Genomic DNA, 14,696 nt, shown 5'->3' on the forward strand with positions numbered 1-14,696 from the left:
AGTTGACGGGACGACGGGGCACCCGGCGGCTACGGTGACAGAGACAGCACTTTTCGCCGACCTTCGAGGAGCGCGGAATGAGCACCCCCGCGGCACAAGCCCGTCATCGCGTCGTGGTCATCGGATCCGGTTTCGGTGGGCTGTTCGCCACCCAGGCACTCAAACGCGCCGACGTGGACGTCACGCTCGTCGCGCGGACGACGCATCACCTGTTCCAGCCGCTGCTCTATCAGGTGGCGACCGGGATCCTGTCGGTCGGCGACATCGCCCCGACCACCCGGATGGTGCTCCGCAAGCAGAAGAACGTCGAAGTGCTCCTCGGGGACGTCGAGACGATCGACCTCGCCGCCGGCAAGGTCACCTCGCGGCTCCTCGACCGCGAGACCGTCACCGAGTTCGATTCGCTGATCGTCGCCGCCGGAGCCGGGCAGTCGTACTTCGGCAACGACCACTTCGCCGAGTTCGCGCCCGGGATGAAGACGATCGACGACGCGCTCGAGCTCCGCGGGCGGATCCTCGGGGCGTTCGAGCAGGCCGAACTGTCCGACGACCCCGAGGAACGCGCACGTCTGCTCACGTTCGTCGTGGTCGGGGCGGGGCCGACCGGCGTGGAGATGGCCGGGCAGATCGCCGAACTCGCGCACCGCACGCTGGTGGGCGCGTTCCGGCGGATCGATCCCCGCGATTCGCGGGTGATCCTCGTCGACGGCGCGCCCGCCGTGTTGCCGGTCTACGGCGGCAAGCTCAGCCGCAAGGCCGCCGAGCGGCTCGAGAAGCTGGGCGTGGAGATCCTGCTGAACGCGATGGTGACGAACGTCGACGTGAACGGGCTGGTCGTCAAGAGCAAGGACGGCACCGAGACGCGGGTCGAGGCGCAGTGCAAGGTGTGGTCGGCGGGCGTGCAGGCCAGCCCGCTGGGCCGGCAGTTGGGTGAGCAGTCCGGCGCCGAGGTGGACCGGGCCGGCCGGGTCCACGTCAATCCGGACCTCACGTTGCCCGGTTATCCGAACGTGTTCGTCATCGGCGACATGATGTCGCTGGACAAGCTGCCCGGCCTGGCGCAGGTGGCGATGCAGGGCGGCAAGTATGCGGCCAGGGAGATTCGGGCGGGGTTGGACGGTGCCCGACCCGAGGATCGGCAGCCGTTCAAGTACTTCGACAAGGGCTCGATGGCGACGATCTCCCGGCACAGCGCCGTCGCGAAGGTGGGCAAGCTCGAGATCAGCGGGTTCATCGGCTGGATCATGTGGCTCGTCATCCACCTGATGTACCTGATCGGATTCCGCAGCCGCCTGTCGACGGTGATCTCGTGGACCGTCTCGTTCCTCGGTCGCGGGCGTGCGCAGATGGCGTCGACCGAGCAGCAGGTGTTCGCGCGCAACGCGATCGACATCCTCCAGGAGCAGAGCCGCGTGCGCCGGGCCACCGAATCACGCGAAGCCGGCTGACGCCACCTCTCTGGATTCAGACGCATGGGAATCCCCGCCCGGTACTGAGCCGGGCGGGGATCCGCGTTCGGTGGTCGCGTCACCGGGCTCAGACGCAATCCTCGAGCGCAAGGTGGGAGGTTTCCGGTGCCATCACCGCCGACGTCACCGCGCCCATCAGCAGCACGACCCCTAACCCCAGCACAGACAATATTTGAAGCGGGCGTTGACCGTCGCCGACGCCTCCGCGTACACGACTTTCGTTGCTGGCTGCAGCTGCGCGAAATCGATCGCCGCCCCAGCGGCAGGGTGCGGATCGTGCGGGATCCCGCACGGCGCGGGTGCGGCGCTTCAGCTCGCCGTGGCCGAGGGCGTAGAAACAAGGCAGACGCGGAGCTAACAGCTAGATATACTGTTAGTGACTGTGAGGAGGTGGTGTCGGTGACCAGCGTGGAAGACCGATACCTGGCTGGCGACCTCGACTTCGAGGCCGCGGCCGCCAGCGCGCTCGGCACGTCGACAGTCGACCGTCGACTCCTGGTGCCCATCCTGCACGCGTTGAAGGAAGCGACCCACCCGGCGTCGGAACTCAGTGCGCACGACGCCGCTCTCCTCGACGCGGCCGAATTCACTGTGTCACCGTTGGCAGTTGCCGCGGCAGTGGCCGATCGGCAGGCGCGGATGCGGGAGCTGATGGAGACAGCTCTGACCGTCGATGAGGCCGCGGAGCGGCTCGGGGTGTCCACATCTCGGGTTCGTCAGCGTGCCGGGGACCGGAGTCTGTGGGCGATCAAGCGTGCTCACCGGCTGCTGCTGCCCGCGATCCAGTTCACCGACAGCGGCCAGGTGCCGGGTCTCGACGTCGTCTTGGCCACGCTGCCCGAGGACGTGCATCCACTGACGGTGCTCGGACTGCTCACGACGCCGCAGCCCGATCTGCGCCTGGAGAACGTCGAAGTGCCGATCATCGACTGGCTGACTGGTGGCGGCGACACGCGGCAGGCTCTCGACGTCGTCGACGCCTTCCAGTGGGCCTGAACGGCGCGAATGGCGACTTCCCTCCCCTGCCCGCCGAGCGTCGATGCGCTCCGAGCGGCCGACATCGACGGTGACGAGTACTTCGAGCTGCCGACCGAGGCGGTGATCTGGCGTGCGCACCGCACCAGCGGCGACCACGTGCTGGCGTGGAACGAGTTGCGCACGTTCGGGCCGCTCTTGAGGTTCGATCCACATCCGCGACCGCGCCAGAACCATCCGCGCCACGGTGTTTGGTACGGCGCCGACGACGTGCCCGGTGCTCTCGCGGAGATGTTCCAGGCGACGCGAGTCATTGACCGCACAGCCGGATCGCCGTATCTGACCGGACTTCGGTTCACCCGTCCCCTCCGCCTTCTGGACGTCGGTGGATTCGGTGACGGCCGGTGGCCCACCCGTGTGGGAGGGAACTTCGCGCTCGGTACCGCTGCCCACGGGATCGCCCAGCACTGGGCCCGCGCGATCCGCGCCGCCCACCCCGTGCTCGACGGCCTCGTTTACCGAGGGCGGTTCGCCGGCGGACTGTGCCTGGCCTTGTTCACCCCCGCAGCCGCGGCGTTTCCCCCTGCCCCGGAACTGTCGCTGCCTCTCGACCACCCCGCGCTTGCATCGCGGCTCGCTGGTGCGGCCCGCCGAATCGGATACTCCCTCGCCTGATCGGCCGCGGCCCCGCCCAGCACTCCCCTCAGTCGATCTCTTCACGCGCACGCGAGTGGGACGCAAGCCGAGCTACATTTCAGCAGGTCAGAGTCCTAGTTCCACCACGTATCCCCTCCGGGCAGCGGCATCCCCGGGAGACATGAGGTCATACCCGGGAGACGTAAGCTACGGGCTTCAGCTGTTGCGGCGGCGGGCGCGCTCTTGGGAGGCGCTCGTCAAGGCGGTCGTTGTACGTGTCGTTCTCCGCGATAGCTTCGAGGGAGGAGAACCATCGCAGTGACCATCTTGTTGTCCGACGGGCGGCGCCCCAGGCGGCGCTTGCGCTCACGCTCGGACCGGTCGCCGTACCCGTCGTCGCAGCGGTCCTGGAACCGCTCCTCGACATCGGTATTCATTCGACGCTCTTACGGAGTATCTCGACGTCGGCCGCCTTGAGGGTCCGGGCCTGCTTCTTCATGGCTGCGGCCTTCTTCGGGCCACCGTTCGACTCGGAGGAACTACTCGAGGGCTCGTACGGCACGGTCGTGCGCGCGGATTCCACGCTCACCTGGCGCGGGACGCACGTGACACTTGGCGAACTCGAAGGGCGCCGCTGATCAGCTACTCGCAGATACGGGAGGCCCATCTCATCGAGAATCGACTGGGCCGACCGGCCCTGCGCGATCAGATCGTGGTCCGATCCAACGACAACGGAGTGATTCTCGGACTCGCTGCGGAGGGCATCGCGCCTCAGCATGCGCTTTTGGACTCTCCCGCGACGAGGCCCGCCGGGTCACGGGAGACGGGCGAGACAACTTCGGGTGGCTCACACGCGTGGGCCAGCCGAAGGACGAATCGATAGTCAGAACTCCAGCGTGCCGACCAGTTCACCCTCGACGTAGACGCGCCGCTCCCCGATAAGCGCCATCGCCATGTTCGCCTCTGGCCCGCGACACGCGCGTGGGCGTCATGCCCGCTGGATCGCCGGCGACCGCAGCCGGGGTGTCTGACGCTCCTTGGTGGGACTCCGCGTAGTTATGACGATTGCTAATGGATGCACTACCAACGAACCCGCAGTTGCCTGCCGGGGACTGCGACGGCTACGCCCGACAGGCGCAACCTCAAATCACTTGTTGCCGAGCGCGGCCGTCTCGGTGATGTTCTGCAGGCGGACCTGTCCGCGTGCGACCACCCGCTCCTGCTCGTCGGTGATCGTCACGAGCCACAACTGCTGAGTGCGCCCCCGATGCACGGGGCTCGCCTCGGCGAACAGGACCCCGTCGCGGGTGGCGCGGAGGAAGTCGGTGTTGTTGTTGACGCCGACGACGTGGCCGCGGTCGCCGAGCCAGAGGGAGCCGGCGATGCTGGCGACGGATTCGATCACGGCGCAGTGCACGCCGCCGTGCATGATCCCCCACGGCTGATGGAGCGCGGGCGTGACCTTCCACTGCGCGCGGACGCGGTCGGGGGTCAGTTCGGTGAAATCGAGACCGAGCGCTTCCCCGAAGCCCTTGTTGAGGAACGCGTTGACCTCGGCCGGTTCCGCATCGTCCCCCAGCACGAATGCGTGCTCTGCCTCGCTCGCCATATGTTGCTCCATCCGCCGTCCGGGCCGTCGCCTCGACGCGACCGCCTGCCGAATATGTACCTCGTCATAGTGATCCACACCGCCGCCCGCGGGGCAACCGACCCCGTCGCACGGCCGGTTCGACGGCGTCGGATTCGCGAAAACCCCACGTAGACGGCCCGCTGCCGTTTAGCGTCGCTAAATATGCCACCGTCTCGCGTATTCGCCGGACCGCTGTACCCGTCGGGATCGCCGTCTTGATTTCATCGTTCGCGTTCGTCGGCTGCGGCACGGACAGTCCGGCCGCCGAACCCGCCGCGAGTGCCGCGGTCCCTGGATCGGAGCATGCGCCGCGGGATCGAGGTACGGCGACGAAGGCAACCTCAACGGACGGGAATGGCTCCTCGCCTACAAGACGGCCCCGACCACTCCCGAGGCCTCGCTCGTTCGCTGCCACTACGTGCACAGTAGCGATGGCGACCCGGCAGTGGCCTCCGCGCCGAACAAGGACGGCATGGCCGGCCACCTCGATCCGCCGCCGTCGGTCGTCGCGGACGCCGACGAGACGCGGAAGATCCTGGTGTCGCTTCCCTATTCGACCGACCCGTCGCTGTACCGATGCCCCCTGACGATCGTGTCGGACTTCGACGAGTACACCGTGCTCGACGGAACCGGTACGCCGGTGGCAAAGTTCCAGACGAGCGTGGGCGGAAACGGTTGCGGGATGTTCCGCGTGATCCCCTCCGCGTAACGCCGAGGGAGGGAAGCATGGGTGAAGCATCCGAGGTTGCCGACTCGGCGCGGGCACTGCTCGACGACCTCGCCGCCGAGTTCCTGCGCGAGCCCGATGTCGAATTCGGCACCATGTTCCGCAGCCCGGGCCTGCGGGTCTCCGGGAAGATCTTCGCGTTCCTCGGCGGCGACCGCCGTCTGATCGTCAAGCTGCCGCACCAGCGCGCGGAGGAGGTCGTGCAGGCGGGAGCCGCCCGGGAAGTCACGATGGGCAAGCGGACGATGAAGGAATGGGTGGCCTTCCTCGTCGACGACGACGATCTCGACGGAACGCTCACCACGTGGCGCCACGCCGCCCGCGAGGCCCACGACTACGTCGCCGCCCTCTGAACGAATCGAGTGTGGAACGGACGAGACGGCGGGTCCCGCGCGCAGTGCGCGGAACCCGCCGTGGAAGGGACCGGGAGTCGCTGCAGCCCTCAGGACTCCGGCACGGTCCAGCAGTATTGACCGGTTCAGTATAGGCAAGGCTGCCCTAAATCAGCAACCCCCGCCGTCAGCACGCCGTCGCGAGCACCGCGCGGGCCCGGACCGGCACTCCGGCCGCCTCGAAGGCGTCGAGAAGGCCCTGCCCGCGCCGCCCCGCCACCGCACGCGACGATCCCGCGCGGATCGGCACGTGCGTCGCGGCGCCGAGGACGGCGTCGGCGACGAGCGCCGCGAACCGGGTCGCATCGACAGGCGCCGTCGCGTCCAGCGCGTACCGGATCGCGGCGAGCGAGGTGAGGCACCGGTGCACGGTCCACACCAGCAGCGCCCGCTCGCACGGCACCGTGACGACATGGCGGGAGCCGGCGAGCGGATCGTCCGGCAGCACGCGCAGCGTCCCGTCGACGACGCCGGCCCAGTCGATGCCGCAGTCGTTGTCCATGTGGACCCACAGGTTGTCCACCCCCGGATCCCAGGCCCGCCCGTCGAGGACGACCAGCGCCGCCACGCGACCGACGACCGCGTGCACGAGCGCGGCGGCCACCTGGGCCGCGGCGGCGCGCGGCGAGCGCAGATCCGCGAGCATGTGTGCGTACATCTGCCCGACGCGATCCTTCGGCAGGTCCGCCGGCGACTCCTCGGTGCGGGCGCACGCCGCGATCGGCCACCATCTGCGCTTGCCCTGCTGGGACATCACCGCGACGGCGTATACGCGCGGGTAGTCCGGCGATATGTCGCGCAGTCGGAGACAGGATTCCGCGAGGGCCGCGCTCTCGGACGTACTGAACTGAGCCTGCGCGTTCACGGACACCATGCCTCCATCGAGCGTCGATCACCTAGCCTGACTTTAGGCTAGCCTAACCATATTGCCCGCCCGCCCGTCCACTCGTGCCGCACACCGGATCCCGCCGTCGCATCTTCGGTTAGGCTTCCGTAACCTGACGCGAGACAGCATTTTGCTTTTCCTAGGAGCACCCCAGCCGTGACGACGACCCGCCTCCCGGACTCGAATCCGGACGCGTCGAGGCACCACCACGCGCCCAACGACTTCGGCAAGGACGTCGTCCCGGAGGGTCCAGCCCCGTGGCACCTGCGGGTGCTCGCGAACCTCGTCGATCTCGTCGTCGTCGCGATCCCCCTCGTGATCGGCTGGTACCTGGTCGACTCCCTCGCCGACGCGAATGGCGGCGGCGAGGCCGACCGTGCGGTGTTCGGCGGTGCGGCGCTGGCCGTCGCGATCGGAGTCTTCGTCTGGAATCGCGGCTTCCGTGAGGGCAACGGCGGCACCACGGTCGGCAAGGGCTGGTGCGGTCTCGTCACCCGGGACGCCGAGACCGGTGCGCCGATCGGCGTCCGCCGGGCGCTGCGCCGGTGGTGGGACCGCGGCGCCGAGGTGGTCCGCGAATCCACGGCCCGCGCAGACGGATTCGAGCCGATCGCGCCCGACTCGTCGCTCGCCGCGGTGCGTCGCCGCCGACTCCTGGGACTGGCGGCGCTCACCGCCCTGCTGCTGCTGGTGCTGTTCGCGAGCATCGCCGTGGGCGCCCGGCCGCTGTCCTTCGACGAGATCTTCCACGCGCTGTTCCAGGCGTCCGGCAGCGAGACGGACATCATCGTGCGGTCCCTGCGCGTCCCCCGCACGCTCCTCGGTCTGGTCGTCGGCATCGCGCTCGGCGTCGCCGGCGCCCTCATCCAGGGCCACACCCGCAACCCGCTCGCCGACGCGGGACTGCTCGGCCTCAATGCGGGCGCAGCGTTCCTGGTCGTGCTGGCGATCTACGCCCTGGGCCTGACCGCGCCGAGCGAGTACCTGTGGTTCGCATTCGCCGGGTCCGCGCTCGCGTCGATCACCGTGTTCGGCCTGTCGTCGATCGGTAACGGCAAGGCCAGTCCGCTGAGCCTCGCGCTCGCCGGCGCGGCGGTGGCGTTCTTCCTGCAGGCGATGACGAACGCCGTCGTACTACTGGATCAGACCAGCCTCGACGGCTACCGGTTCTGGGTCGTCGGTTCGGTGGCCGGCCGGGGCTTCGACATCCTCTGGCAGGTGCTGCCGTTCCTGATCGTCGGCCTGCTCATCGCGCTCGCCAGCACGCCGAGCCTCAACGTGCTCAGCCTCGGCGAGGACGTCGCCCGGTCGCTCGGCACCAACGTCGCCGTGTCGAGGACCATTGGCATCGTCGCGATCACCCTGCTCACCGGCGCCGCCACCGCCGCGTGCGGGCCGATCGCGTTCATCGGCCTGGTCGTCCCGCACGTCGCGCGCGCGATCACCGGCCCCGACTACCGCTGGCTCGTCCCGTACGCGGGCCTGCTCGGCGGCCTCATGCTGGTGATGGCCGACGTGATCGGCCGCGTGGTCGTGCGGCCGGGCGAGCTGCAGGTCGGCATCGTGCTGGCCGTCTTCGGTGCCCCGTTCTTCATCGCGCTGGTTCGGCGCAGGAAGCTGGCCAGCCTGTGAGCGTCCTCGAACCCACCACCGATCCCGAGACCGCCGTCGCGCACGACGATCCCACCACGGTGCCGTCGCGGCCGGCGTTCCGACTCGGCCCGGTCTCACTGGTGCTGCGGCCGTACATGATCGTGGTCAACGTCGTGCTGGCGGTGGCCCTGTTCCTGCTGGTGTGCGTCGGCATCGGCCGCGGCGACTTCCCGCTCTCGGTGCCCGAGGTCACCAACGTGCTGTTCGGCGGCGGCTCCAAGGTGCAGCGGTTCATCGTCATGGACCTGCGCCTGCCGCGCGCGCTGACCGCCGTCCTGATCGGCGTCGCGCTCGGCATCTCGGGCGCGATCACGCAGTCGATCGCCCGCAACTCGCTGGCCAGCCCCGACATCCTCGGCATCACCTCCGGGGCCAGCGCCGCCGCGGTCGCGCTGATCGTGCTCGGCGGCGGCGGGTCGTTCGTCGGGCTGCTCGCGACCCTCGGCATCCCGCTCGCGGCACTGCTCGGCGGCCTGCTGACCGCGGCGGTGATCTACCTGCTCGCGTGGCGCAAGGGCGTCGAGGGCTACCGGCTGATCCTCATCGGCATCGGCATCAACGCCATGCTCATCGCGGTCACCGGGTGGCTGCTGATCTCCGCCGACATCAACGACGTCTCCCGCGCCAAGGTGTGGCTCAACGGTTCGCTCAACGGCGCCGGCTGGACCCAGGTGTGGCCGGTGGCGATCGCGCTGGTGATCATCGGCGGCTGGGCGGTCGTCTCGACGTTCACGCTCGGCGCGCTGCGCCTGGGCGACGACAACGCCCGCTCGCTGGGCGTGCGGCAGCAGTCCGAGCAGGCCAAGCTGCTGCTCGCGTCGGTGATCCTCGCGGCCATCGCCACCGCCGCGGCCGGCCCCGTCGGGTTCGTCGCGCTCGCCGCCCCGCAGGTGGCGATGCGTCTGGTCCGCTCGGCGGGACCGCCGATCATCGCCTCCGGGCTCACCGGCGCCGTGCTGGTCGTCGGCAGCGACATCATCGCCCGCACGATCCTGCCCGTCGAACTTCCCGTCGGCATCGTGACGTCCGCGCTCGGCGGTCCGTTCCTCCTGTACCTGCTCGTCCGCAACAACCGGAAGGTCTCGGCATGACCACCACGGCTCACCCCGCCCCCGCGCCGCGTCTCGTCGCCGAGAACCTCACGCTCGGCTACGGCGACCGGGTGATCGTCGAGGGACTCGACGTGGAGATCCCCACGGGCGTCATCACCACCGTCATCGGCCCCAACGGCTGCGGTAAGTCGACGATGCTGCGCGCCCTGGGCCGGCTCCTCAAGCCGCGTGCCGGGACCGTGCTGCTCGACGGCAAGGCCATCAGCACGATGCGCACCAAGGACGTGGCCTGCACGCTGGGCATGCTGCCGCAGTCCCCGGTCGCCCCCGAGGGGCTCACCGTCGCCGACCTGGTGGCCCGCGGACGGCACCCGCACCAGTCGTGGATCCGGCAGTGGTCGTCGGACGACGAAGGCGAGGTGGCCCGCGCGCTCGCGCTGACCGGCGTCGCCGACCTCGCGGACCGTCCCGTCGACCAGCTCTCGGGCGGACAGCGGCAACGGGCGTGGATCTCGATGGCGCTCGCGCAGGGCACCGACATCCTGCTGCTCGACGAGCCGACCACCTACCTCGACCTGTCGCACTCGGTGGAGGTGCTCGACCTCGTCGACCGCATGCACGAGGAGATGGGCCGCACCGTGATCATGGTGCTGCACGACCTCAACCTCGCCGTCCGCTACAGCGACCACCTGATCGTGATGTCGCAGGGCCGGATCGTCGCGTCGGGCAAGCCGCAGGACGTCATCTCGTCGGAACTGCTCGACGAGGTGTTCGGACTCGAGGCCGCGGTCATCGACGACCCCGTCTCCGACCGTCCGCTGATCGTGCCGATCGGCACCCGGCACGTGTACGGCGCGGTGGGCGGTCCGACGCGCGCGGAGTGAGCGCCACGCGCCGGACCGATTCGGCCCGGGACGTCACGGCGTGACGATCGCGAAGTCCGGGTCCGGTGAGTCCAGGTAGCCGATCAGTTCGGTCAGCTTGCCGACATCACCGTCGGCGGTGATGTTGCCGGCGGCGATCAGGCCCGCCACGTCCGCTCCACCGACGACGGCGGCGATGAGGTCCTGACGGGACAGCGTCAACCGCGCGTGGGGCGCGGACGTCTCGCCCTCGACGTCGAAGTGCACCAGCAGCCCGTTGCGCAGGCTGGTCCGGTGGTCGATGCCTGCGTCGGTGATGCGCCAGTCGATCGTGATGTCGGCGGCCCACGCGCGGGGTCCGTCGATCCGTAGCGCGATCGCGTCGAACACCTGCTCCACCGACAGGGCTCCGGCGATGTCCGGGGAGTCGGTCACCGTCGGCGTCCCCACGGGTCCGTTCCGGAGTTCGTAGGCGCCCATGAGGAAGAAGTTGCGCCACGTCCCGTTCTCCGCCCCGAACCCGAGCTGCTCGAGGGTGTCGGCCTGCAGTGCCTTCGCCTCGGCGTTGCCGGGCTCGGCGAAGATCACGTAGTTCAGGACCTGCGCGACCCAGCGGAAGTCGCCGTCCGCGTACGACTTCCGCGCCTTGGCCAGCACCTCGGCGCTGCCGCCCATGAACTCGACGTGCCGCTTGGCGGCCTCGACCGGCGGATGCTCCCACAGCGTGGCCGGGTTGCCGTCGAACCAGCCCATGTAGCGCTGGTAGATCGCCTTGACGTTGTGGCTGACCGAACCGTAGTAGCCGTGTGTGTGCCACGCGCGCGCCACGGCCGGCGGCAGCTCGAGGCCTTCCGCGATCTCGATGCCGGTGGAGCCCCGGTTGATCGCGCGCAGCGTCTGGTCGTGCAGGTACCCGTACAGGTCGCGCTGCAGCGACAGGAACTCGGTGAGCCGCTCGGTGCCCCACGTCGGCCAGTGGTGCGAGGCGAAGAGCACATCGGAGTCTGCGGCGTACCGGTTGATCGACTCCGTCAGATACTTCGCCCACACGTGCGGATCCCGCACCAGCGCCCCGCGCAGGGTCAACAGATTGTGCAGCGTGTGGGTGGCGTTCTCCGCCATGCACAGCGCCCGCCGGTCCGGGAAGAAGAAGTTCATCTCCGACGGCGCCTCGGTGCCCGGCGTCATCTGGAACTCGATGCGGACACCGTCGATCGTCTCCGTCTGACCGGTGTGGTCGACGTCGACGGTCGGGGTGATCAGGGTCGGCATGCCGGTCGAGGTGGTGGGGCCGAGTCCCGACCCGACAGCGCCGAGTGGCCCGCGCGGCAGCGCCGCCCCGTACATGTAGGCCGCGCGCCGGCCCATCGCCGTACCCGCATACACGTTCTCGGAGACCGCGTGCTCGACGAAACCGACCGGCGCCAGGATCGGGCAGCGGCCCGCGGCGACGTCCTCTTCGGTGGTGACGCCCTTGACGCCGCCGAAGTGGTCGATGTGCGAGTGCGAGAAGATCACGCCGACCACGGGCCGGTCGCCGCGCTGTTCCCGGTACAGCGCCAGGCCCGCGGCAGCGGTTTCCGCGGAGATCAGCGGGTCGATCACGATCACGCCGGTGTCGCCCTCGACGAGCGTCATGTTCGACAGGTCCAGGCCGCGGATCTGGTAGATCCCCGCGGTGACCTCGTACAGGCCCTGCATCGCACACAGCCGGGACTGGCGCCACAGGCTCGGATGCACCGTCTCCGGGCAGTCCTCGTCGAGGAACGCGAACGAGGTGCTGTCCCAGACGACCACGCCGTCGCTGTTCTTCACGACGGCCGGATCCAACGCGGCGATGAATCCCCGCTGCGCGTCGGCGAAGTCCTGGCTGTCGTCGAACGGCAGCCCATTCAGCGCCTCCGCGTGCCTGGCCTGCACGGTCTTCGAGACATCCGACTGACTGGTCATGCTTCCCCTCTCGCCGTTCCCCGCTGTGCCGACTTCCGGACGCTGTCGCAGCGTGGCACCCCGAGGACCGTCCGAGCCTCATCCGAGCCGGGTGAACCGCGGCGCGAGTCACGTGTTCGACGACTCGTCCGTCACCAGGCGATAGATCACGTAACCCATGAACCATCCGACAAGCAGTACGCACAGGACAAGCAGCGTGTCGATCGCGTGCACCAACATTTCTGGGTTCCTTCCTCACATGACTGACGGAAATCGACGCGGAGATCGGATCGGCCGTTCCGGCGGCGCGGCCTCACGACCAGCTGGAGAGCACCGGTCGGCGCGGATTGATCCCCCAGCTCAGGGTGTACGCGCAGACCTGCTCCTTGACCAGTGCGCCGGCGCGGCCACCGATGACGGTGTTGCGCGGGCGATCATCGGCGTCGGTTCGCTGGACGACCGCCGCCCGCCGCCCCAGGCTGATGCATCGCCCGACGAACTTGGGCTCGACCGCTCTCGGCGCGCTGCCGTCGATCCGCCGAAGGATGGTGTCTGCCGCGTGCGCTCCGAGTGGGATGGCCGCCTGACAGCTCATCCGCAGCGGCGCCCCGTCGATCGAGACAGCGTCCCCGGCGCCGACGATGCTCGGGAGGCTCAGGCACGTCAACGTGTCGTCGACCTGAAGTCGCCCGCTCGCGTCCGTCGGCAGCCCGCTCCTGCGGGCCAGCTCGGGTACGGCGGTTGCCGTCGCGACGATCACGCATTCCGCCCCCAGTGCCCTGCCGTCGGCGAGTTGGACGCTGTGTTCGTCGACGCGTGTCGCCCGGCATTCCTCGATGACCTCGACGGACTGGCACATGAGCGCCCGCAGGATTCTCGTCCGAGCCGTGTCGTGGAGCTCGCCGGCGATCCGACCGCTCGAGACGAGCGTGACGGACAGCGCCGGCAGTTGCTCGGCCAGTTCCGCGGCGGTCTCGATGCCAGTGAGTCCGCCACCGACCACCACGACGGGGGCGCCGGCGGGCAATGCGGCCAACCGGTGCCGCAATGCCCGTGCGGACTCGTATTCGGCGACGGCGAAGGCATGTTCACGCGCGCCGTCGATGTCTTCGCGCCCGGATGTGCTGCCGACCGCGTAGACCAGGTGGTCGTACGAGACGGTGTCCCCGCCGGTCAGATGGACGGCCTGCCTGTCCGCGTCGATCGACGCGACGGTACCGATCACCAACCGCGCGTGCGGATGCAGTGCGGCCGACAGCGGCACGGTTGCGGCGTGGTTCCCGGCCGCGAGTTGGTGCAGGCGGACGCGCTCGACGAACTCTGGGCGAGGATTGACGACCGTCACGCGCAGACGCGGGTCCTTCGACAGCAATCGTTTGGCCGCGACGACCCCCGCGTACCCGGCACCCGCTATGACAACCTGCGCATCCACGGCCTCTACCCCTTCCAGGAATGACGGCGATACCCCGATGCCGGCCGACGCTAGACCGCCCTTTCCGATAACTCCAATGCATTCAAACCATCGACCTGATGCATTTACGCTATTTACGTGACCTTGGATCAACTCGAGTGTTTCGTCGCGGTCGCGCGGGTCGGACATTTCACCCGCGCGGCCGACGAGATCGGCATCGCCCAGCCGTCACTCAGCCGCCAGGTAGCCGCGCTCGAGAAGGACGTCGGCGTGCGGCTGTTCGACCGCGGACCGCGGGCGGTCACCCTCTCCGCCGCGGGCGAGGCCCTGCTGCCGGTCGCCGTCCGCATGCTCGAGGACCGGGCGGCGGCGTACCGCCGGATCGACGAACTGACCGGATTGACGGGTGGCAGACTCAGGCTCGGAGCCACCCCGAGTTTGTGCATCAGCCTGGCGACCGAGGTCCTCAGCCGCTTCCGCGCCGCGCACCCCGGCGTCGAACTGCACGTCACCGAAGCCGGATCACGCACCCTCACTACGAAACTCGCCCAGGGCGAGCTCGATCTGGCGCTGGTGGTCGCCGAACGGGCCGACGACAGCGCGGGTCTGGTTCTGACACCGCTGCTGCGCGAGGAGCTGGTCGTCGTCTCCTCGGCGAACCTGCCCGCACCGACCCGGCGCGGCGTGATCACCCTCGCGGAACTCGCCTCGCAGGAGTTCGTGGCCTGTCACGACAACTACGACCTGCGAATCGTCCTCGATCAGGCCTTCGCCGACGCCGGACTGCAATCGCACACCGTCGTGGACGGCGCCGAGCTCGACGCCGTCCTCCGCTTCGTCGCTCGCGGCATCGGGGTGAGCGTCGCGCCCATGATGGCCGCCCTGCACTACCCGGGGCTGCGGATCACGCGCCTGACGGCGCCGGAACTGCATCGGACCGTCAGTCTCGCGCACCGCGCCGACCTCACGCCCAGCCACGCCGCGGTTGCGTTCCAGGCGCTGCTCGACGACACCGTCGCGGAGATCACCGCCCAGGCGGGCGCCGGATCGACCTCCGGCCCGTGACGACGACC

The 14,696-nt window shown here is 69.3% G+C and carries 14 protein-coding genes; 9 read left to right on the forward strand and 5 right to left on the reverse strand.

Features of this window, described 5'->3' with window-relative positions; translation table 11 throughout:
• The first annotated feature begins 77 nt into the window (after positions 1-77).
• From ABTV10_RS12770 to ABTV10_RS12780, 3 genes are all read left to right on the forward strand, one after another.
• Complete coding sequence (locus ABTV10_RS12770) at positions 78-1,448, forward strand: NAD(P)/FAD-dependent oxidoreductase (RefSeq protein ID WP_499027412.1); 1,371 nt, start codon at positions 78-80, stop codon at positions 1,446-1,448.
• A 420-nt stretch (positions 1,449-1,868) separates the two neighbouring features.
• Positions 1,869-2,465, forward strand: coding sequence for a hypothetical protein (locus ABTV10_RS12775; protein WP_499027415.1), 597 nt, complete (start codon positions 1,869-1,871; stop codon positions 2,463-2,465).
• Between the two features lie 9 nt (positions 2,466-2,474).
• Positions 2,475-3,119 carry an RES family NAD+ phosphorylase gene (locus ABTV10_RS12780; protein WP_499027417.1) on the forward strand — a complete coding sequence of 215 codons (645 nt, stop codon included), beginning with the start codon at positions 2,475-2,477 and terminating at the stop codon, positions 3,117-3,119.
• Between the two features lie 394 nt (positions 3,120-3,513).
• Here the strand turns inward: ABTV10_RS12780 and ABTV10_RS12785 are convergent, their stop codons facing one another.
• Positions 3,514-3,663: a hypothetical protein gene (locus ABTV10_RS12785; RefSeq protein ID WP_499027418.1), complete on the reverse strand. Its 150-nt coding sequence runs from the start codon at positions 3,661-3,663 to the stop codon at positions 3,514-3,516.
• 564 nt (positions 3,664-4,227) lie between these two features.
• Positions 4,228-4,689, reverse strand: a complete 462-nt coding sequence (locus ABTV10_RS12790) for a PaaI family thioesterase (RefSeq protein ID WP_433604212.1) — start codon at positions 4,687-4,689, stop codon at positions 4,228-4,230.
• Between the two features lie 439 nt (positions 4,690-5,128).
• Here ABTV10_RS12790 and ABTV10_RS12795 point away from each other — a divergent pair, with 439 nt between their 5' ends.
• On the forward strand, positions 5,129-5,419 hold the full coding sequence (locus ABTV10_RS12795) for a hypothetical protein (RefSeq protein WP_499027420.1): 291 nt from the start codon (positions 5,129-5,131) through the stop codon (positions 5,417-5,419).
• Positions 5,420-5,436: 17 nt separating this feature from the next.
• Entirely contained in the window at positions 5,437-5,790 is a 354-nt protein-coding gene (locus ABTV10_RS12800) for an MmcQ/YjbR family DNA-binding protein (RefSeq protein ID WP_499027422.1), read from the forward strand.
• A 166-nt stretch (positions 5,791-5,956) separates the two neighbouring features.
• Here the strand turns inward: ABTV10_RS12800 and ABTV10_RS12805 are convergent, their stop codons facing one another.
• The gene (locus tag ABTV10_RS12805; RefSeq protein ID WP_499027424.1) at positions 5,957-6,703 is read right to left on the reverse strand and encodes a hypothetical protein; all 747 of its coding nucleotides are present in this window, start codon (positions 6,701-6,703) and stop codon (positions 5,957-5,959) included.
• Between the two features lie 168 nt (positions 6,704-6,871).
• Between ABTV10_RS12805 and ABTV10_RS12810 the strand changes: the two genes are divergently transcribed.
• The 3 genes from ABTV10_RS12810 to ABTV10_RS12820 are packed head-to-tail and all read left to right on the forward strand — an operon-like array spanning position 6,872 to position 10,304.
• A complete protein-coding gene (locus ABTV10_RS12810) occupies positions 6,872-8,347 on the forward strand; it encodes an iron chelate uptake ABC transporter family permease subunit (RefSeq protein WP_499027426.1) in 1,476 nt (491 codons plus the stop codon).
• Positions 8,344-9,459: a FecCD family ABC transporter permease gene (locus tag ABTV10_RS12815; protein ID WP_499027428.1), complete on the forward strand. Its 1,116-nt coding sequence runs from the start codon at positions 8,344-8,346 to the stop codon at positions 9,457-9,459. The genes ABTV10_RS12810 and ABTV10_RS12815 overlap by 4 nt, the downstream gene beginning before the upstream one ends.
• Positions 9,456-10,304, forward strand: coding sequence for an ABC transporter ATP-binding protein (locus tag ABTV10_RS12820; RefSeq protein ID WP_499027430.1), 849 nt, complete (start codon positions 9,456-9,458; stop codon positions 10,302-10,304). The genes ABTV10_RS12815 and ABTV10_RS12820 overlap by 4 nt, the downstream gene beginning before the upstream one ends.
• Positions 10,305-10,337: 33 nt before the next feature.
• Here the strand turns inward: ABTV10_RS12820 and ABTV10_RS12825 are convergent, their stop codons facing one another.
• Both ABTV10_RS12825 and ABTV10_RS12830 read right to left on the reverse strand, forming a co-directional pair.
• Positions 10,338-12,233: an alkyl/aryl-sulfatase gene (locus tag ABTV10_RS12825; protein WP_499027432.1), complete on the reverse strand. Its 1,896-nt coding sequence runs from the start codon at positions 12,231-12,233 to the stop codon at positions 10,338-10,340.
• 292 nt (positions 12,234-12,525) lie between these two features.
• Positions 12,526-13,644, reverse strand: a complete 1,119-nt coding sequence (locus ABTV10_RS12830) for an NAD(P)/FAD-dependent oxidoreductase (protein WP_499027434.1) — start codon at positions 13,642-13,644, stop codon at positions 12,526-12,528.
• A gap of 117 nt (positions 13,645-13,761) precedes the next feature.
• Between ABTV10_RS12830 and ABTV10_RS12835 the strand changes: the two genes are divergently transcribed.
• Complete coding sequence (locus ABTV10_RS12835) at positions 13,762-14,688, forward strand: LysR family transcriptional regulator (protein ID WP_499027436.1); 927 nt, start codon at positions 13,762-13,764, stop codon at positions 14,686-14,688.
• Positions 14,689-14,696: the final 8 nt, after the last annotated feature.

It is taken from the genome of Paraburkholderia sp. RHO2, assembly GCF_050955445.1.
Lineage (GTDB): Bacteria > Actinomycetota > Actinomycetes > Mycobacteriales > Mycobacteriaceae > Prescottella > Prescottella agglutinans_A.